Origin of the sequence: Bacillus sp. PDNC022, assembly GCF_016919285.1 — a bacterium.
GTDB classification, from domain to species: domain Bacteria; phylum Bacillota; class Bacilli; order Bacillales; family Bacillaceae; genus Bacillus; species Bacillus safensis.
Window position 1 is genome coordinate 1,552,035 of the sequence record NZ_CP070345.1, and the last position, 18,430, is coordinate 1,570,464.

20 protein-coding genes, 2 riboswitches and 1 other annotated feature (1 of these 23 running past the window's edge) are annotated in these 18,430 nt (G+C 40.9%); of the genes, 5 read left to right on the forward strand and 15 right to left on the reverse strand.

The window, feature by feature from the left end; genetic code table 11:
• The first annotated feature begins 97 nt into the window (after nucleotides 1-97).
• A complete protein-coding gene (locus JVX94_RS08085; RefSeq protein ID WP_095408314.1) occupies nucleotides 98-961 on the forward strand; it encodes a LysR family transcriptional regulator in 864 nt (287 codons plus the stop codon).
• Between the two features lie 93 nt (nucleotides 962-1,054).
• Here the strand turns inward: JVX94_RS08085 and JVX94_RS08090 are convergent, their stop codons facing one another.
• The 9 genes from JVX94_RS08090 to JVX94_RS08130 form a co-directional block, all read right to left on the reverse strand.
• Nucleotides 1,055-1,453: a hypothetical protein gene (locus JVX94_RS08090; protein WP_095408313.1), complete on the reverse strand. Its 399-nt coding sequence runs from the start codon at nucleotides 1,451-1,453 to the stop codon at nucleotides 1,055-1,057.
• Nucleotides 1,454-1,765: 312 nt separating this feature from the next.
• On the reverse strand, nucleotides 1,766-3,124 hold the full coding sequence (mgtE, locus tag JVX94_RS08095) for a magnesium transporter (RefSeq protein ID WP_205185176.1): 1,359 nt from the start codon (nucleotides 3,122-3,124) through the stop codon (nucleotides 1,766-1,768).
• Between the two features lie 208 nt (nucleotides 3,125-3,332).
• Nucleotides 3,333-3,497, reverse strand: a riboswitch (M-box (ykoK) riboswitch).
• A gap of 132 nt (nucleotides 3,498-3,629) precedes the next feature.
• A complete protein-coding gene (locus tag JVX94_RS08100) occupies nucleotides 3,630-3,770 on the reverse strand; it encodes a hypothetical protein (protein WP_003212346.1) in 141 nt (46 codons plus the stop codon).
• Nucleotides 3,771-3,846: 76 nt separating this feature from the next.
• On the reverse strand, nucleotides 3,847-4,365 hold the full coding sequence (locus tag JVX94_RS08105) for a PepSY domain-containing protein (protein ID WP_048238680.1): 519 nt from the start codon (nucleotides 4,363-4,365) through the stop codon (nucleotides 3,847-3,849).
• Between the two features lie 93 nt (nucleotides 4,366-4,458).
• Nucleotides 4,459-5,148, reverse strand: a complete 690-nt coding sequence (locus JVX94_RS08110) for a PepSY domain-containing protein (protein WP_205185179.1) — start codon at nucleotides 5,146-5,148, stop codon at nucleotides 4,459-4,461.
• A 66-nt stretch (nucleotides 5,149-5,214) separates the two neighbouring features.
• Nucleotides 5,215-6,564, reverse strand: a complete 1,350-nt coding sequence (locus JVX94_RS08115) for an ATP-binding protein (protein WP_205185182.1) — start codon at nucleotides 6,562-6,564, stop codon at nucleotides 5,215-5,217.
• 3 nt (nucleotides 6,565-6,567) lie between these two features.
• Nucleotides 6,568-7,254 carry a response regulator transcription factor gene (locus JVX94_RS08120; RefSeq protein WP_034281512.1) on the reverse strand — a complete coding sequence of 229 codons (687 nt, stop codon included), beginning with the start codon at nucleotides 7,252-7,254 and terminating at the stop codon, nucleotides 6,568-6,570.
• 233 nt (nucleotides 7,255-7,487) lie between these two features.
• A complete protein-coding gene (locus JVX94_RS08125; RefSeq protein ID WP_039178022.1) occupies nucleotides 7,488-7,691 on the reverse strand; it encodes a helix-turn-helix transcriptional regulator in 204 nt (67 codons plus the stop codon).
• Nucleotides 7,692-7,991, reverse strand: coding sequence for a hypothetical protein (locus tag JVX94_RS08130; protein WP_095408311.1), 300 nt, complete (start codon nucleotides 7,989-7,991; stop codon nucleotides 7,692-7,694).
• 452 nt (nucleotides 7,992-8,443) lie between these two features.
• On the opposite strand from JVX94_RS08130, the gene JVX94_RS08135 reads away from it, so the two are divergent.
• From JVX94_RS08135 to guaD, 3 genes are all read left to right on the forward strand, one after another.
• Nucleotides 8,444-9,403 (forward strand): S8 family peptidase, encoded by a 960-nt coding sequence (locus JVX94_RS08135; RefSeq protein ID WP_048238669.1) that lies wholly within the window; start codon nucleotides 8,444-8,446, stop codon nucleotides 9,401-9,403.
• Between the two features lie 112 nt (nucleotides 9,404-9,515).
• Nucleotides 9,516-9,707: riboswitch (cobalamin riboswitch) on the forward strand.
• A gap of 149 nt (nucleotides 9,708-9,856) precedes the next feature.
• Nucleotides 9,857-12,145 carry a 5-methyltetrahydropteroyltriglutamate--homocysteine S-methyltransferase gene (metE, locus tag JVX94_RS08140; protein WP_203129715.1) on the forward strand — a complete coding sequence of 763 codons (2,289 nt, stop codon included), beginning with the start codon at nucleotides 9,857-9,859 and terminating at the stop codon, nucleotides 12,143-12,145.
• A 139-nt stretch (nucleotides 12,146-12,284) separates the two neighbouring features.
• Nucleotides 12,285-12,755, forward strand: coding sequence for a guanine deaminase (gene guaD / locus JVX94_RS08145; protein ID WP_095408308.1), 471 nt, complete (start codon nucleotides 12,285-12,287; stop codon nucleotides 12,753-12,755).
• An 85-nt stretch (nucleotides 12,756-12,840) separates the two neighbouring features.
• On the opposite strand, the gene ohrB is transcribed toward guaD, so the two are convergent.
• A complete protein-coding gene (gene ohrB / locus JVX94_RS08150; protein ID WP_095408307.1) occupies nucleotides 12,841-13,257 on the reverse strand; it encodes an organic hydroperoxide resistance protein OhrB in 417 nt (138 codons plus the stop codon).
• A 161-nt stretch (nucleotides 13,258-13,418) separates the two neighbouring features.
• Between ohrB and JVX94_RS08155 the strand changes: the two genes are divergently transcribed.
• Nucleotides 13,419-13,865, forward strand: coding sequence for a MarR family winged helix-turn-helix transcriptional regulator (locus JVX94_RS08155; RefSeq protein WP_048238662.1), 447 nt, complete (start codon nucleotides 13,419-13,421; stop codon nucleotides 13,863-13,865).
• Between the two features lie 32 nt (nucleotides 13,866-13,897).
• Here the strand turns inward: JVX94_RS08155 and JVX94_RS08160 are convergent, their stop codons facing one another.
• From JVX94_RS08160 to proB, 5 genes are all read right to left on the reverse strand, one after another.
• Nucleotides 13,898-14,326: an organic hydroperoxide resistance protein gene (locus tag JVX94_RS08160; RefSeq protein WP_095408306.1), complete on the reverse strand. Its 429-nt coding sequence runs from the start codon at nucleotides 14,324-14,326 to the stop codon at nucleotides 13,898-13,900.
• A gap of 175 nt (nucleotides 14,327-14,501) precedes the next feature.
• Nucleotides 14,502-14,636 carry a phosphatase gene (locus tag JVX94_RS08165; protein ID WP_205185185.1) on the reverse strand — a complete coding sequence of 45 codons (135 nt, stop codon included), beginning with the start codon at nucleotides 14,634-14,636 and terminating at the stop codon, nucleotides 14,502-14,504.
• Nucleotides 14,626-15,762 carry a Rap family tetratricopeptide repeat protein gene (locus JVX94_RS08170; protein ID WP_095408304.1) on the reverse strand — a complete coding sequence of 379 codons (1,137 nt, stop codon included), beginning with the start codon at nucleotides 15,760-15,762 and terminating at the stop codon, nucleotides 14,626-14,628. The genes JVX94_RS08165 and JVX94_RS08170 overlap by 11 nt, the downstream gene beginning before the upstream one ends.
• A gap of 124 nt (nucleotides 15,763-15,886) precedes the next feature.
• Nucleotides 15,887-17,134, reverse strand: coding sequence for a glutamate-5-semialdehyde dehydrogenase (locus JVX94_RS08175; RefSeq protein WP_205185187.1), 1,248 nt, complete (start codon nucleotides 17,132-17,134; stop codon nucleotides 15,887-15,889).
• 12 nt (nucleotides 17,135-17,146) lie between these two features.
• Nucleotides 17,147-18,244, reverse strand: coding sequence for a glutamate 5-kinase (gene proB / locus JVX94_RS08180; RefSeq protein ID WP_095408302.1), 1,098 nt, complete (start codon nucleotides 18,242-18,244; stop codon nucleotides 17,147-17,149).
• Between the two features lie 55 nt (nucleotides 18,245-18,299).
• Nucleotides 18,300-18,430, reverse strand: a binding site (T-box leader) (it continues 88 nt past the right edge of the window).

Consider the following 18,430-nt stretch of genomic DNA (forward strand, 5'->3'; position numbering starts at 1 on the left):
CTTATATCATTAAGTTTACTTATTCCATTGGATCACGTAAAATCAAAAAATAGTGTATAGTTAATCACAATTTGTGATGCAAAAAAGGAGAGTTATTTTGGATATTAAATCTTTGGAAGTTTTTAAAGCCGTTGCAATTGAACAAAGCATCACAAAAGCTGCACAGAAGTTAAATTATGTGCAGTCCAATGTTACGGCACGAATCCAACGTCTCGAACAAGAATTAGGTGTTCCCCTTCTCTATCGATATCATAAGAAGATATCGTTAACACCTGCAGGACGAGAACTATTGCCCTATGTAAACAAATTACTCTACGATTTCGAAGAAGCAATAGAGGCAGTAAAGCTTTCCTCTACTCCGCGGGGAACTTTACACATTGGATCTATAGAGTCAACCGCTTCTACAAGATTGCCAAAAATTTTTTCCGAATATCATAAGAATTTTCCACAAGTAGAATTGAGTATGTATATGGCACCTACAGTAGATCAGGTTAGTGCTATTCTCAACTACAAGGTAGACGGCGCATTGGTAGATGGGCCCATTCTTCATCCGGAAATTATTGAGTATCCTGTATTGGACGAATCTCTGGTCCTGATTACAAGCTACTCCTCAGAGGAATTCCAGGTAGAATCAATTTTACATGAACCATTGCTCTCGTCATTCGCGCATTGCATCTATTTGGCCCGTTGGCAGCAATGGCTAGAGAGCAATGGCTATCCTCCTATGAAGGTAATGGAATATGGTACTTTAGAGGGCGTGCTTAAATGCGTCGAAAACGGGCTGGGAGTTACCGTATTACCAAAATCTATGGTTGAATCTCGGATGCAAGGCGGCTTTACCTGTCACCCATTACCAGAGCCACATAGAATAGTGCCCACTGTGTTTATAAGGCGCCGCGATTCTTATATGACCAGTGCTCTCTCACACTTTATGGAGTTAATGGGTATAACTAATGTGTAATCGGTACAGATAATTTTTTGTAAATTAATAAAAAGAGGATAGATAGAGCGAATTTCTGTCAGCTCTTCTACCCTTTTAAATATACTTTGACTTTTATTTAGAGGATGCCTCAGATCCTTCAACAACCCCTACAAAGTCAATTAGCACACCGCCTCTTTCTGGATCTTCTTTCACCCGCAGGGCAAGTGCCTTTTTCTTCCCGGTATTGTCATCTTCATAATTCGCATGGAACACGTGAATGCTGGCTTCTTCCAATTGAAAGTCCTCATAAGAAAGCGTGTCTATGCCCCATTCTTTTTTCAATTTCAGAATGTCATTTGGGCTCGGGACCGCACCTTCGACGTAGACGTCTTCCATTTTTCTTTTATTTCCTTCAGTGATGGCTTCAAGCATATGCTCTGCAGCCACTAGCCTCCGGTCTTTCCCCTCGTCCTCCCTTTGACATGCACTCAGCAAAAACATACACATCAAAATGAATAAGAATTTCTTCATGTTTCTCTCCCACCTTCTCCTTAAAATGTAAAGGATGGAAGCGCTATATGCAATCTTTATACAAAAAAAGACTGTAAAACGTCATGTTTTACAGTCATAGATTGTGGACAAAAGGGTAAAATGATGTTTATTTTAGTCCTTTGTCTACCTTTCAGCGCGATCTGAAAACCTTTGAAGTCTAGGAAGGATGAGTACCGGAGCGGAGCGAATTGAACATTCGTGAGCACCGGCACGCAAGGACTGACAACCAACGAATGCAAGGGTTTGTCAGCGCGCTGAGACTGTAAAACGTCATGTTTTACAGTCTTCTTGCTACATAAGTGTATGGAGGAACGCTGTCGCGATTCCAAAATAGATGAGCAGTGATAAAATATCATTCAATGTTGTAATCAGCGGCCCAGATGCAATAGCCGGATCCACGTTTAATCTGTGTAAAATAATAGGCACGATCGTACCTGCCATCGTTCCAATAATCAGTGTAGCAAGAAGTGAGGACCCGACAACAAACCCTAAAATCATATTGCCCTGCCACACCATTGCGACGACTGTAATAATGATGGAACAAACAATCCCAATGTAAATACTTGTTCGGAGCTCTCTAAAAATCAGGCGCACAATGGTTTTTTTCGTTAATTCCTCTTTTGAAAGACCTCTAATGACGACCGCAAGCGACTGTGTCCCTGTATTCCCTGTCATCCCAGCAATCATCGGCATGAAGAAGGCTAAGGCGACGACTTGCTGGAGGGTATCTTCAAAGTAATTTAAAATACTGCCTGAAATCAGCCCAATGAATAAGAGCAAAATGAGCCATGGGAGACGGCGGTATGCCGCAACAAAAGCGGGCGTGTCGAACGTAATATCTTTACCAGAGGCAGCGAACTTCTCATAGTCTTCTCCTGCCTCTTGAATGACGACATCAATGATATCATCGACTGTGACGATTCCGACTAGGACATTGTTCTCTTCCACAACAGGAATGGCAAGAAAATCATACCGTTCAATCAGCTTTGCGATTTCTTCCTGATCCTGAAAGGCACCAACCGCAATAACTCTTGTAAACATAAGATCCTGCACTTTTTCATCTGGTTCACCTAAGATGAGATCCCGGTACGACAGAACCCCTACAAGCTGCTTTTGATCGTTAATGACATATAAATAGTTGATCGATTCTGCAATTTCAGCAAAGCTTTTCAGCTTTACAACTGCGTCCTGAACTGTATAATGCTGAGGAATCCATACGTACCGGTTGGTCATGATCCGCCCTGCTGTCTCAGCAGGATAATTCATGAGAAGCTGGACGGCCTTTGATTCCTCTGCCTCCATGTTTGATAAAAGCTGATCTTTTAGCTCATCATCCATTTCATCAAACAAGTTGGCTAGATCATCGTTATCCATCTTGTTTGTGACGAAGGTGGCTTTGTCTTTCCCTACTTTTTCAAGCACAATTTCTTGGTATTCGCGCTCAAGCTCACCCATCATTTCCGTCACATTATCGACTGTTAAAAAGCTGAGGAAACGGCCGCGGTGTTTTTCTGGAAGTTCTTTAAATAAATAGGCCATATCATATGGCTGAAGTTCTTCCATAATGTTTTTAAATTCTTTGCGTTTGCCATCTCTTAATAAAATAATGATTCTTAAAATGAGTTCATCGTACGTAATGTTCTGTATCATCGCTGTTACCTCCCCAAAGTCAGGAGATGCCCGAATCCCTTAGAATGTGCGGGGGTCAGGATCTCCTCTATCTGATGCGTCAATCTGATCTTTTGACATACTCTCTATGTGTCTCGAATCGGGATGATCCATCCCCACACCTCCTTTTCTCATAAAAAAGCACCTTCAACCGAATGAAGGCGCTTTGTAAGCATGACAAAATAAACACTTGCTCCTTCAATCGTAGAGCTTTAGCACTGTATGGCATAGGATAAAATCCAGCTGCATTAAAAATCACCTTATGTCGATGATTTCTGTTGACCCATTGGCGTCTTTGGACATTTTTGGGCAGCAGCGTATCTCCATACAGGAGCCTCACCTAACGAAGTCTCATATTGTTAACACACTGAGATTACAGAAAAAGCGGAATGATGTCAATAAGCAAGATGCCCAGTATCCTTATGTATTCGCTTACTTTTTAAAAAAAGAGCGATGGACAGCTCAGTCATCGCCCTTTCATGTCTTTTTATTCCTCTTCCGGCTGATTCATATCCTCTTGGGAGAGGAGATGAAAGGAATCATGCAAAAACAAAGCATATCCTTCTCCATCAGGATGCGGAACGTATTCCGCGTGATCCATTGTCTGCTCTTCTTCTTTTTTCTTCATATTCTCTCGCCTCCTTTCCCGTAGTTTGTCCCAATGAAAAAACCTTACACATGAAAGTGTAAGGTTTGGTCATGGCTTAATCATCCCATTCTTGCTTCAGGATTTTGCCTGTTTTAGCGGAAATCTCAAAATCAACTTCCTCGCCGCCTGGTGTTGTGATTTCAATCTCGTAAATGTACACACCATTTTCTTTATCTAGATCAGAATCAGTGACTGTGCCTTTTACTTTTGCAAGAGCAATTTTTTCAGCCTGTTTTTTCGTGATCTTCACATTCTGTTTCTTTTCTTTGACTGGATCATTCAGCGCTTTTCCAGTTTTTGCATCGACATATACTTTATATTCAAAGCCGCCTTTTTTAATCTCGACCTCATACACCCATTTTCCTTTTTTACGCTCAAGATCCACATCATCCACATAGCCTTTCACCACTTTTAAGGCTGCTTTTTCAGCTTGTTTCTTTGAAACAAATGACGATTTCTTTTGCACCACTTGCTCGGCGTTTGCTGTTTGATTTGTATTTTGCGCTTGAAGTGTGAAACCACCTGCGACAAGAGTTCCCGTTAATGCTGTAGCTACTAGTACTTTTTTCATCATGTTCATTTCCTCCTCTGTTTGATTTCTTCTATATCTTAAAAAAACAAGATGATAAAGAAAGGAAAGATACATGAGAATATCATGAGAAAAAGATTAATTTTCGTACGTAATGCCTTCAATGTCTCCTGTATAGGCGTTCACAAGCACCTCTGCCTCTCTGCCGTCAGGCAAATCCAGCTCCACCTCAAATACGAGCATGCCGCTGAATGTTTCAAGATCAGCATCATCCACTGTTCCGCCAACTTCTTTGACGGCAATTTGGATGGCTTCCTCGACGGTGATTTTCGTGAGCTTCTTTTCTTTAGAGGTTGGTTTTTTCTTTTCTGCTTCAAGCACCTTAAATGATTGTTTATCGACATCGACTTGATATAATTCTTTTTTTGATTGGATGGTAAAAATAAAACGATCTGACGTCTCTTTCTTTTGAATGACGGTTCCGCTCACCTTTTTAACAGCCGCCTCTTCTGCCTGGAGCTCAGCATTTTTTTCATTCGGCTTCTGATAGCTTTTTAACTGTCTAATTTCTTTCATTTGGCCGCTTGCAGAAGATGCAATGATTTGATAGATGCCATTTGCATTTTCCAGCGTCAATGTATAGTCCTGTTTATGATTGATTAAATCAATATGTGTAATGTTTCCATTGTAGTCTTTTGAGATCAGTTTTTTCATTTCTGCTTCACTTAATATTTTTTGATCAATGGTTTGGATCATGAGCATTGCAAAGGCCGCAAGAATCACAAAACATCCTGCGAGCGCAAGCACCATTTTCGTTTTTCTAGACATGCAGCGCCTCCTTCCTATTTCCTATTTTATAAGGAGGAAATGAGAAATTGATGAGAAAAGACCCATTTATTTCTGAAAAAGAATGGTCATGGCTGTCCCTTCGCCGATACGGCTGTCTACCTTCAGCTCGGCCCCATGTTCTTCTGCAATTTGCTTCGCAATTGAAAGACCGAGTCCGGTTCCGCCCGTCTCACTGTTTCTCGCTTCATCCACACGGAAAAAGCGGTCAAAGATTTTCGGCAGATCCTCTTCTTTTATGCCAATTCCTTGATCAATCACTGAAATAAATGGCTTGTCTCCTGCCCATCCGCAAGTCACATCAACTGGCTCTCTACTATATTTGACCGCATTATCAATTAAGATGGTCAAAAGCTGTTTGATTTTCTCTTCGTCTCCTTCTGCGATCAGCGGCTGATCTGTCTGCACATGGGATTGAATCGTTCGATTGGTGGCCACTTCAAGTGTATGACATAGCTGCTTGCACAAATGACCAAGATCAACCGGCTTCATATCCAAGTATAACGGCTGACCGTTTTTCGCCAATGTCAGTAATTGATCTGTCAGTCTTTTCATTTTTTTCGCTTCATCATGAATCGCTTGGGAAGATTCTTCTACAACCTCTGGACGAGTTTGCCCCCAGCGTTTTAGTAAATTGCTGTAGCTCATAATGACGGTAATCGGTGTCTTCAATTCATGAGAGGCATCATGCAAAAATTGCTGTTCTTTTTCATAATGCTTCTCGAGAATCTCGGACATTTCATTAAAGGTTTGTCCCATTTGATATAGTTCATCCTTTGAATCGCCTGTTAATTCAATTCGTTTAAACGCCTTCTCTTTCATACTTGCCTTCATGGTATTCGTCATTCTGCTAATCGGCCGGACAATTTGCTTTGTTAAAACGTGGCCTGCAAAATAGGAAAGCACAATAAATAAAACGCCAGTAGCGATTAAAATCATTTTTAATAACGCTAAGTTCTCTTCCGTATTTTCGATTTCTTCATATACTTGAAGCGACATAATCTCACCATTTGTCCAGATAACCGGAATAGCAGCAAACGCAATCATATGCTTATTGTATTCTTTGATTTCTGCCGTCTGGCCAGATTCGTATGTAAAAGGCAGTGAACTAAACGTTGATTCCTTTGTGACAGTCAGTTTTGACTCTCCCGTTTCTGTCACGACACGGATCATGCCATTTTGAGGCAGGTACGCCTTCAGCAGCTCCGAGGATGGAAGACCCTCCTCTTCTGATTTTTTTAAAGCAATGGCAATATTTTCAGCCACCTCAGACAAGCGGGACATATCTTTTTGCGTCAAGGTCATCGAAAAAATAAAATAAATGGCTGTATGAAACAAGAGCACCATTAAAAACAAAGACAACGACGTATAAAGCTGAATCTTATTTTTTAATCTCATTCTTTATCCTTTCATCACATAACCCACACCTCTCACTGTGTGAATCAGCTGTTTTTCGAATGGGTAATCGATTTTTTTCCTTAAATAACGGATATAGACATCTACCACATTTGTATCACCGAAATAATCAAAACCCCAAACCGCTGTTAAAAGCTGATCTCTTGTGAGCACTTGCTGCTGATGGTTCAGCAGGTGAACGAGCAGATCATATTCTCTCGGCGTGAGTTCAAGCATTTGCCCAGCCCTTTGTATTTCTCTTGTTTTCTCGTTGACCGTTAAATCTGCTATGCTCAGCTCTGTCTCCTTTTCTTCTTGTGCATGTATATTCAATCTTAGCTGCGCGCGAATTCGCGCTAATAATTCTTCTATGTCAAAAGGTTTTGTTATATAATCATTCGCCCCAAGATCGAGCCCGCTTACCTTATCAGGAACACTTCCCCTTGCTGTAATCAAAATAATAGGTGTTGCTGTATTTGTTTTTCGAACCCTTCTCAGCACTTCAAGCCCGCTTAACTCTGGAAGCATGACGTCAAGCAGCACCAAATCGAAGCTGTCTTCTTCAAGAGCCTGAAGTCCGTCCATTCCTGTCTCTTTGACTGTCACCTCATATCCTTCATATTCAAGTTCAAGTGAAAGCACCCTTGCTATTTTCTTTTCATCTTCGACTACGAGTATCTTCCCTTTGTTCATCTCTATCTCTCCTATCTAAAAGGCAAGCTTGTCTTTCCATTATTATATGTTGCCTTTCTCATTTGGAACAGTCACAACCTTCACATCTATTTTTTCATGAAAGAAGAAATATATTTAATGAAGATGTTTTCATAATTATTGATGTTTTTTAACACAGTAATCGTACATCATCAATTGAAAGGAAAATAAAACTGCTAACCAATCAAAAAAGACCTCATTATGAGGCCTGTTGATTACTTCTTTATAGGTCTGCTGACAAAGAGCTGATCTACTGAAGTTCCTAAAACAAAGGCTATGTCAAACGCTAATTGCAAAGTGGGGTCATATTTATCATTTTCGATCGCATTAATGGTTTGTCTCGACACCTTACAAAGTTTAGCTAATTCTTCTTGAGACAATTTATTAGATTTTCTTAGTTCTCTAATGTGATTCTGCATTTAATCACCATATTTTTTTCTGTAAATGAGGAATGTGAATACATATGTTATTGAAACTACAGACAGGAACGCGATAGGTGAAATCCCAATGCCCTGATTTGAGTTCCCTTGAATCGTTAGAAAAATAGTTTGTGCGACTTCTAATAGAAGCATACCGAAAACCACAATAAACGCATAAGATTGAGCTTTCGAATAAATAAATCTCTTTCGTTCATCCCCCTTTTGAATCATCGAAGCGATAAATATAAACAATCCGATCAATAATAATATAACTGAATAGACAACCTTTACGTAATCCAATCTTTCGTCCCCTTCCAAATAAAATGTCAAATACTCTTTACATTTATAATCATAGCACCAGTCCCCTAAATGTCAAATACTTTTTACATTTCTTATTCTTTATAAAATTATCATTGAAAAGCAATAATCTGCTCTCATGGTGTATCTATTGCTTTCATTCTTCCATCTATTGATTATTTATTTAGTCTGCCTCTTTTAGTTCTATTCACCCATTTTCATCTGAATTGGTGCAACCTCACTATGCAGCATTTCCTTCTTTTTCATATGATATCAAGAGTTTTCTTCAAAAGGTGAGCTCTTTCGTCAATAAGTGAGGAGAACTGCACTTTTGATAATAGATTGATTATTTGAAAAATTATTACAATTGACCCTTTCCGATCAAAAGTTTCTTTTATACAATAACATTACGCAGCCTGAATCTACTTTGAAAACGAAATAAGGAGGGCTTTCTTATGAAAGGTGAAATTCGCTTAATTCCGTATGAAGTAAAAGCCAATGTGATGGAAGCGAAAGAGACGCCGGAAAGTATTCAGGAGATTAAAGCACCCGAACTTTGGTCAAGTGGCTTCAAAGGAAAAGGCATAACCATTGCTGTCCTTGATACAGGCTGTGACACAGAGCATCCCGACTTAAAAGATCAGATTATCGGAGGGAAGAACTTTACCGATGATGACGATGGAGATGCTGAAAATGTAAAAGACTACAATGGGCATGGTACCCATGTAGCAGGAACGATTGCCGCAACTGATCAAAATGGCGGAATTTTAGGGGTTGCCCCTGAAGCCAAGCTGCTCATTGTAAAAGTTCTCGGCGGTGAAAATGGCAGCGGAAAATATGAGTGGATCATTGATGGCATCAACTATGCCGCAGAGCAGAAAGTTGATATTATCTCCATGTCTCTCGGTGGTCCAAGCAATGAGCCTGCCCTGCAGGAAGCCATTCAAAATGCGGTTAAAAGCGGTGTGCTTGTTGTGTGCGCAGCAGGAAATGAAGGGGACGGAGACGAGCGTACGGAAGAGTTCTCCTACCCAGCAGCATATAATGAAGTCATTGCCGTCGGGTCTGTTTCCCTTGCAAGAGAATCCTCTGAATTTTCTAATGCCAATAAAGAAATCGACCTCGTTGCTCCAGGAGAAGACATTTTATCCACCCTCCCTAACCATAAATATGGCAAACTCACAGGGACTTCAATGGCTGCCCCTCACGTAAGCGGTGCACTAGCCATTATCAAAAATGCTGAAGAAGAAGCGTTCCAGCGCAAACTGACAGAGCCTGAGGTCTATGCTCAGCTTGTCAGAAGAACCTTACCATTAAAGCAGTCGAAAGCCCTTGTAGGGAATGGATTTTTATATTTAACTGCGCCTGATGTCCTTTTAGAAAAAACATTGGAAGCAGATCTTTTATCTCTATAGATTAAATAGAGGTCCTGAGAAAAGATAGAATTTTCTCAGGATTTTTTTAATTAAAATTATTCAAAATTTACTTTGACGAAATGAAGTGAACGTTATATAATCGAACACAATAAATTCATAGTTTGAGAGTCGGTAATTCGATCACACGTCGAATTTTAATTGGGAAGACCGGTGAAAATCCGGCGCGGTCCCGCCACTGTGAGTGAGGAGAGCTTTTCTCATGAATCCACTGTCATCAGGATGGGAAGGATGAAAAGCTTGCAGATTCACCAGCCAGGATACCAGCCGCTCTATCACATCAAACCCCCTACGGTTGATAGGAGATGTCGGAAAAGCGTTAGTAATACTCACGCCTTATTTCGCACACACATTTTGTCTTTTAAACCAGACATTTACCTCATCAATCTGATCATGAGCGTAAATGTCTTTTTATATTTAGAGGAGGAATTGGAATTGACAATTGTTAAAACAAGTAATCTAGGCTTTCCGCGAATTGGTTTAAACAGAGAATGGAAAAAAGCACTTGAGTCTTACTGGAAAGGTCAAACAGACCGCGAAACCCTCTTAAGCACACTGGATGAACAATTTTTAACTGCCATTAAAACACAAATCGATCAACAAATTGATATTGTACCTTCTGGAGACTTTACCTTCTATGATCACGTGCTAGATACCGCTGTTATGTTCAATTGGATTCCAGAGCGCTTCCGCAGCTTAAAAGACCCGCTAGATACATACTTCGCGATGGCAAGGGGAACAAAAGATGCCGTCTCAAGTGAAATGACAAAATGGTTTAATACAAACTATCACTACATCGTTCCAGAATACGAAAAAAGCACAGAATTTAAACTCACACACAACAAACCGCTTGAAGCTTACGAAAAGGTGAAAAAGGCGTTTGGTGTTGAAACAAAACCGGTTGTACTTGGTCTTTATACATTTGTCTCACTTTCTAAAGGTTATGAAGCAAATGAAGTGAAAGAAATCCAGCAGCGTCTAGTGCCGCTTTATACTCAGCTTTTAAAAGAACTTGAAGAAGCCGGCGTCAAATGGGTTCAAATTGATGAACCTGCACTTGTCACAGCTTCAAGTGAAGACGTAAAATCCGTAAAAGAAATCTATGAAACGATCAAAGAAGCCGTACCTGGCTTGAACATTCTTCTTCAAACATACTTTGATTCAGTAGATGCATATGAAGAGCTTGTCACCTATCCTGTTGAAGCAATCGGTCTTGATTTTGTCCATGATCAAGGGCGCAACCTTGATCAAGTGAAAAAGCACGGCTTCCCGAAAGATAAAATTTTAGCAGCAGGCGTCATTGATGGAAGAAATATTTGGAGATCAGATCTCGGCGAAAGATTATCCTTTATTTCTGAAGTCATTGCTGACGTTCAGCCGAAAGAAGTGTGGCTGCAGCCATCAAGCAGCTTACTTCATGTGCCAGTTGCCAAACACCCAAGCGAACAGCTTGAAGAAAAACTATTAAACGGACTGTCTTATGCCACTGAAAAACTGGCTGAATTGACACTGCTAAAAGAAGGTTTAACAAAAGGAGCAGCTGCCATTGATGCTGACATTAACGAAGCAGCACAAGCACTTCTTACCTTAAAAGAGTTTGCAAAAGGAACAAATGCGGATCTAACAGCGGAACGCAACAATCTTTCATCAAAGGATTTTAAACGCCCAGTAGCCTTTGAAGAACGCCTGCGTATCCAAAACGAATCTCTTGAGCTGCCGCTTCTTCCAACAACAACGATTGGCAGCTTCCCGCAGTCTGCCGAAGTGCGCAGTGCTCGTCAAAAGTGGCGCAAAAATGAGTGGACAGATGCAGAGTATGATGAATTTATTAAGAAAGAAACAAAACGATGGATTGATATTCAAGAAGAAATTGGCCTGGATGTGCTCGTACATGGAGAATTTGAACGTACGGACATGGTTGAATACTTCGGTGAAAAGCTAGCCGGATTTGCCTTTACAAAATTTGCTTGGGTGCAATCCTATGGATCACGCTGCGTGAAGCCGCCAATCATTTATGGAGATGTGGAGTTTACAGAACCAATGACAGTGAAAGAGACGGTTTACGCACAAAGTTTAACAGAGAAAAAAGTCAAGGGAATGCTGACAGGACCTGTTACCATCTTAAACTGGTCTTTCCCAAGAACGGATATCTCTCGCAAAGACATTGCATTCCAAATCGCTTTCGCTTTGCGTAAAGAGGTAGAAGCATTAGAAGCAGCTGGTATTCAAGTCATCCAAGTGGATGAGCCTGCGCTAAGAGAAGGACTTCCGCTCAAAGAAAGTGATTGGGCAGAATATTTAAACTGGGCAGCAGAGTCATTCCGTTTATCCACATCATCCGTTCAAAATGAAACACAAATTCATACACATATGTGCTACAGTAACTTCGAGGATATTGTCGATACAATCGAAGACTTGGATGCTGACGTGATTACAATTGAACATTCACGCAGTCATGGCGGATTCCTCGATTACTTAGAAAAGCACCCGTATTTGAAAGGACTTGGACTAGGCGTTTATGACATCCATAGCCCGCGCGTTCCATCTGTTGAAGAAATGAGCGAAATCATTGATGATGCGCTTAACGTTTGTCCGACAGATCGCTTCTGGGTGAATCCGGATTGTGGTCTAAAAACTAGACAAGAGCCTGAAACCATTGCTGCTTTGAAAAACATGGTCACAGCTGCTGAAGTCGCTCGTAAAAAGCTGGCGCAGCACGCTTAATTGAATGTCTCTCCCCTGCTGAACGCGGCAGGGGTTTTTTATGTGCAAATTGGCCTGTTCGATCTTCTACTATGATGATTTCATTTCTAGCATGATTCGTTTATACTAGAGAAGTCAGTCGAACAAAGGGAGGAAGACAATGAATCACGAAGATTTTTTACAACGCGCAATTGATCTTGCAGTAGAAGGAGTCAATAGTGGTACTGGCGGCCCTTTTGGAGCAGTTATTGTCAAGGATGGTCAGATTATTGCAGAGGGCAGCAACAATGTGACAACTAGTAACGATCCAACCGCACATGCAGAAGTCACAGCCATTCGCAAAGCGTGCCAAACTCTACATACATATCAATTAGAAGATTGCACTCTATATACAAGCTGCGAGCCTTGTCCGATGTGCCTTGGCGCTATTTACTGGGCTAGACCAAAAGCTGTGTATTTTGCTGCTGGCCATCAGGATGCAGCGGATTCTGGTTTTGATGACTCGTTTATTTATGAAGAAATCAACAAAGAGTACGAATCAAGAAATATACCATTTTACAAGCTGACACCTCAAAAAACCCTTGCGCCATTTGAAGCATGGGAAGCATACGATAAAAAGAAAGAATATTAAAAAAGACACCTGCTCGTAAGCAGGTGTTGCTGATTGTTGACAAAGGGCTAAAATGATCTTTATTTTAGCCCTTTGTCTTCTACTATTACTCCGCCACTTCAAGCTCTACTTCAATGTTCCCTCTTGTTGCTTTTGAATATGGACAGAATTCATGTGCAGCATGGACAAGCTCTTTCACTTTCTCATGATCATGACCTTTCGCAGACACAATTAGCTTTACACCAAGCTTAAAGCCGCCGTCGCTTTCATCTTTTAAAAGACTGACATGTCCTTCTACTTCCGATTCTATTTCTATCCCTTGCTTCTTCGCTACCTGCTCAAGTGCTCCTCCGAAACAAGCTGCATAGCCTGCTGCAAATAATTGCTCTGGGTTTGTACCAGTCTCTCCATCTTTCTTTGCGTTAGGCATGACAATGTTATGATCGAGCACACCATCATCTGAACGAACATGTCCAGCTCTTCCATGCTGGGCCTTTACTTTTGCTGTGAATAATGGTTTCATCTTCATCTCCTCCTTCATCTATTCATCCTTTTCACGTTCTATTCCTTTCTCAAACATTTATCGCACATTGAAGAATTTTTCATTTTTCGTCTGTATTTATTTTAAAAAGGAAGAAAATCTTATACAATGATAAGTATGACAAAAAATAGTTGGTGACTGACATGACAAATGAATTTGAACATATGAAGCTGGAAAATCAGCTTTGTTTCTTGTTATATGCAAGTTCACGAGAGATGACGAAGCAGTATAAACCGTTATTAGAGGAATTAAACATTACGTATCCGCAATATTTGGCACTGCTTTTATTGTGGGAGCATGGAACATTAAATGTGAAAACGATGGGAGAGCTTCTCTATTTAGACTCTGGTACACTCACACCCATGCTGAAACGGATGGAACAAAACGGACTCATTATCCGCGAACGTTCGAAAGAGGATGAGCGGTCTGTGCAAATTCGTTTAACGGAATACGGAGAACAGCTAAAAGAGAAGGCCACTGTGATTCCGTCTCACATGCTGTCTGGGACAGGCAGATCGGAAGAAGAGCTAAAAACACTTCGCGCCTCTTTACATGAACTTTTGCAAAATTTAACACAACCAAAAGGCTGAGGGAACATTCCCTCAGCCTTTTATGATGTTTATTATTTTGCGACAGCTACTAATTCTACTTCGATGTTTCCTTGAGTTGCTTTTGAATATGGGCAAACGCCGTGTGCTTTATGAACAAGTTCTTCTAATGCTGACTGCTCAATTCCAGTTCCTTTTACTTCTAATTGAACGCCTAGTTTGAAGCCGCCATCTGAACTGTCTTTTAATAAGCTGACATGTGCTGTAACTTCACTTTCAAAACGAATACGTTCTTGTCTAGCTACCATTTGAAGGGCTGAATCAAAACATGCAGAGTAGCCTGCTGCGAATAATTGCTCTGGATTTGTTGCTTTTTCAAGTTTTTTTGCTCTTGGTGTTCCAGGCATTGCTACATCATGCTCAAGTACACCATCTGTTGAAACAACCTTTCCTTCTCTTCCTCCGACAGCTGATACCGTTGCTGTAAATAAAACGTCTGACATGAATATAACCCTCTTTCTCTCCAATAATATTTTCTACAATTGAATTGTACACAATTTAAATTGCGGAGTCAATCAATAAATCCTCTTTTTTAAGTTTTCCTCTTCGTTTCCTTTTTATGAGCATGTCCCGTAGAATTGTGTTTAGGCAGTAAAAAAAGCCCTTTAACAAGGGCTTTTAGATGATATCATGCTGCAGATTTGGTTGTTCTAGCGTGTGGTTTCTGTTATCGGGGTCGGCATTTGCTCCTGCCAGCCACAATGCCATGATGGTGATGCTTGTACAGACGACTGCCCATTTTTTAAAATTCATATAAACAATCCCCTCTCTGAATATAGATTCGAGCATGTTCCGCTTCTCTATAGAACATGGAAGATTTTTCATAATCCTCCATTTCATTATAATACTTCGCGGTATCTAATGCCAGCTCCTCTATATCTGGATAGGCATAGGAAGATTCTAAAAAATGAAAAATCCGTTTGATATGCTCAGCATCTTGTCTTAAATACAATGCTTCTAGAAATATGGTTTTCTGAATATGAATGTCATCTTGAAGAGCTTCTGCTCGCTTCATACATTCTTCTCTGTAGTGTAATGCTTCTTCGTGTTTTCCTTGTTTGTATAATATCTGAGCGGCTGTATAAAGAGGGTCTATAGAACGACGAAGATGATCGGATTGATTTTGATCAAATAACGAGATGGATTCTTTCATTAATTCGAGTGCGCGGCCCAAGTCTCCCATTCGGTAATAACTGTTGCCCATATTAAACAAAGAGGAGGCAATAAAACGCACATTCTGAAACTCTCTTGATCTCGCAAGTGCTCTTTCGAGATGTGGTAATGCTTTTTCATGCCTTCTCATATCATCATAGTTACCGGCCACAATAAATTCACACTGAATGGTGCGAAGCGCATACAGTTCATGCTGAACATAAACATCCAGCGCTAGTTTAGCGTGGTGCATCGAAATATGTGTTTGTTTCATGTGGTAATATATTTCTGACATTTTAAAATGAAATTCCGCACGTTCAATATCATCTGATACAAAAGATAGCTTGTGCTCTGCCTTTTGATAAGACGATATGGCAGCAATGTACTCCCTACGTCCGAATTCATACATGCCTCTGAAAAAATGATAGTAGTATTCAAGCATGCCTGTGACATGCGTTTGATGCTCATCTATTTCTTTCGAAAGCTCGGAAAAGTTGGCGCGAAGCTTTCCTTCCTTTAATGGCTTTAAATAATCTAGCATGACCTCATGCCTAAATTCCATTAAAGAAAAATAGAGAAGCAAATTCTGATCTTCTTCCATTGAATCAAGAGAGGTGCGAATTTCCTGCTTTAACTGTTCTGCTTGTTCGGAATCAAATCTGCGGATTAATTCATACCACTTGTTGATTTTCACTCCAATATCCGAAGAGGGAATGATTTTCGCCATACGTTGCCTTCTCCAATCTTCTCAAAATATAAAACATTACCATATTTTATCATACTTGACCGAAGAAATACAAAAATGAAAGGAAAAAGAGAGCCTGTTGTCACAAGACTCTCTTTTGAATTCGTTATTCTCTTATTTGTCCTTGACCACGAATGACAAATTTTTCAGACGTTAAAGCTGGCAGCCCCATTGGCCCTCTTGCATGAAGTTTTTGTGTACTAATACCTATTTCCGCTCCATAGCCAAATTCAAAACCATCTGTAAAACGAGTAGAGGCATTATGATAGACAGCGGCTGCATCGACAGCTGTTAAGAAAAGGGCTGCATGCTCATCATTTTCCGTAATGATCGCTTCAGAGTGCTTGGAGCTATATGTTTGAATATGCTGAATCGCTTCTTCAATATTTTCTACAATTTTAATACTGACAATCGGTGCTAAAAACTCCGTTGCATAGTCCTCTGCTGTCGCTAATGCAGTACTAGGAGCAAGCGCGCAAACGGCTTCATCCCCGCGTATCTGTACCCCATTTGATTGAAGGGCTTCAAATAACGAAGCGCCATATGTTTTTGCCCAAGTTTCATGAATGACAATGCTCTCGATCGCATTACAAACAGATGGTCTTTGGGTTTTGGCATTCAGCACAATCCGCTCAGCCATTTCGTTTTTCGCTGTTTCATCAATGTAGATATGACAATTTCCTGCGCCTGTCTCAAGCACTGGCACAGTTGACTCTCTCACTACAAGATCAATTAAATTCTTCCCGCCGCGCGGAATGAGGACATCCAGATATTCATTTAAGGTGAACAGCGTTTTCGCCGTTTCACGGCTTGTATCTTCAATCAATTGCACACTGTCTACTGGAATATCTGTCGTATGAAGCGCTTCATGAATCACCTTTACAATCGCTTTATTACTATGAATAGCAGATGAGCTTCCGCGCAGAATAACAGCATTCCCAGTTTTCAAGCAAAGGGTCGCAGCATCGACTGTCACGTTTGGTCTTGCTTCATAAATCATTCCAACCGTTCCAAGCGGTACACGAACCTTTTCGATGAACAGACCGTTTTCTTTTTGAATGGTTTCTAACGTTTCACCAATTGGGTCTTTTAGCTGAATGAGTTGAAGGGTCGCGTCTGCAATGGCTTCAATTCTCTCTTTCGTGAGTGTAATCCGGTCAATGACAGATGGCGTATACTGCTTTTCCTCAGCAGCCTGAACATCCTTTTGGTTCTCCTCCATTAAATAAGCTGAAGATGCTTTTAGTGCACTGGCAATGGCGTGCAGGGCAGCATTTTTTTGTTCTGTCGTTTTTAGGAGCAGCTGATCTTTGGCTGCACTTGCTTTTTTTGCTTTTTCAAGAACTTCATTCATCGTATTCCCTCCTCAGTTTTGTACATGCTGTACCCAGTGATCCCGGTGTATGACCTCAGGCTTCTCTTTTGAAAGCTCGTCACTTCGCATCCCTTTAATTCCGAGAAGCTCATCGGATGCGTACAAGGTTTGCCCCTTACCAACTAATCCGTTTGGACCGACGACTTCTACGACCTCTCCTTTAGAAAAGTCACCAGCGACATCAATGACTCCTGCCGGAAGAAGGCTTCTGCCATTATGCAAAATCGCCGCTTCTGCTCCTGCATCAATCATGATTTTTCCAGAGACTGGTGAGTGGAATTGAATCCATTGTCGACGATTGTTCACAGCTGATAAGTCCTGTTCACCGATATACGTTCCGTCACCTTGCCCCGCAAGAATGCGAAGCAGCTTGTCTTCCCCAGTACCTGTGCCAATGAAGACTTTCACGCCAAGTGATAGTGCCGTTTGTGCAGCAGACAGCTTCGATTTCATTCCGCCTGTTCCAACCTTTGAACCAGTGCTCTTCGCATATGAAAACAATTCTTCTGAAATGTGGGTTAATATATCAAACCGCTTCGCCTCAGGATGCTCATTTGGATTTGCATCATAAATTCCATTGATGTCTGTTAATATGATCAATTGGTCTGCATGGATTAATCCACTAACAAGAGCCGACAGCATGTCATTATCCCCAAAGGTAAGCTCCTCGATCGAGACTGAATCATTTTCGTTTATGATCGGCAAAATCTTTCTTTCCAGCAGCTCCATCATCGTTGCGTAAGCATTTCGATATCTTGTTCGATCTGAAAAGTCATTACGTGTTAAAAGCATTTGAGCAGGTGTCATGTGAAACTGTGAAAAAAGCTCTGTATATTTCTGCATTAACAAGCCCTGTCCAACGGCGGCAGCTGCCTGTTTCCCCTTTAAGGTCACAGGTCTTGATGGATAGCCTAAGCTGCCAAATCCTGCTGCAACGGCTCCTGACGAAATTAAAATGATTTCATGCCCTGCTTCTTTAAGCTTTGCTATCGCTCTTACATGATCCTGCATCTTTTGTTCATCAATGGCTCCTTTTTGCTCGGTTAATGAACTGCTGCCAATTTTTATGACGATCCTTTGCTTTTTCATCCTTGATTCCCTCCGCTATACCTTTAGGCACAAAAAAATCCCTTTTTCTCCTTATGTAAAGGACGAAAAGGGATTTTCCGTGGTACCACCTTCATTGAATAAGCATGCGATCTGCTTATTCCACTCAACTCCTGTAACGCCAGGCACGCGCTTAGATTTTTCCTCTAAGGCTCAAAGGGCAGGTTC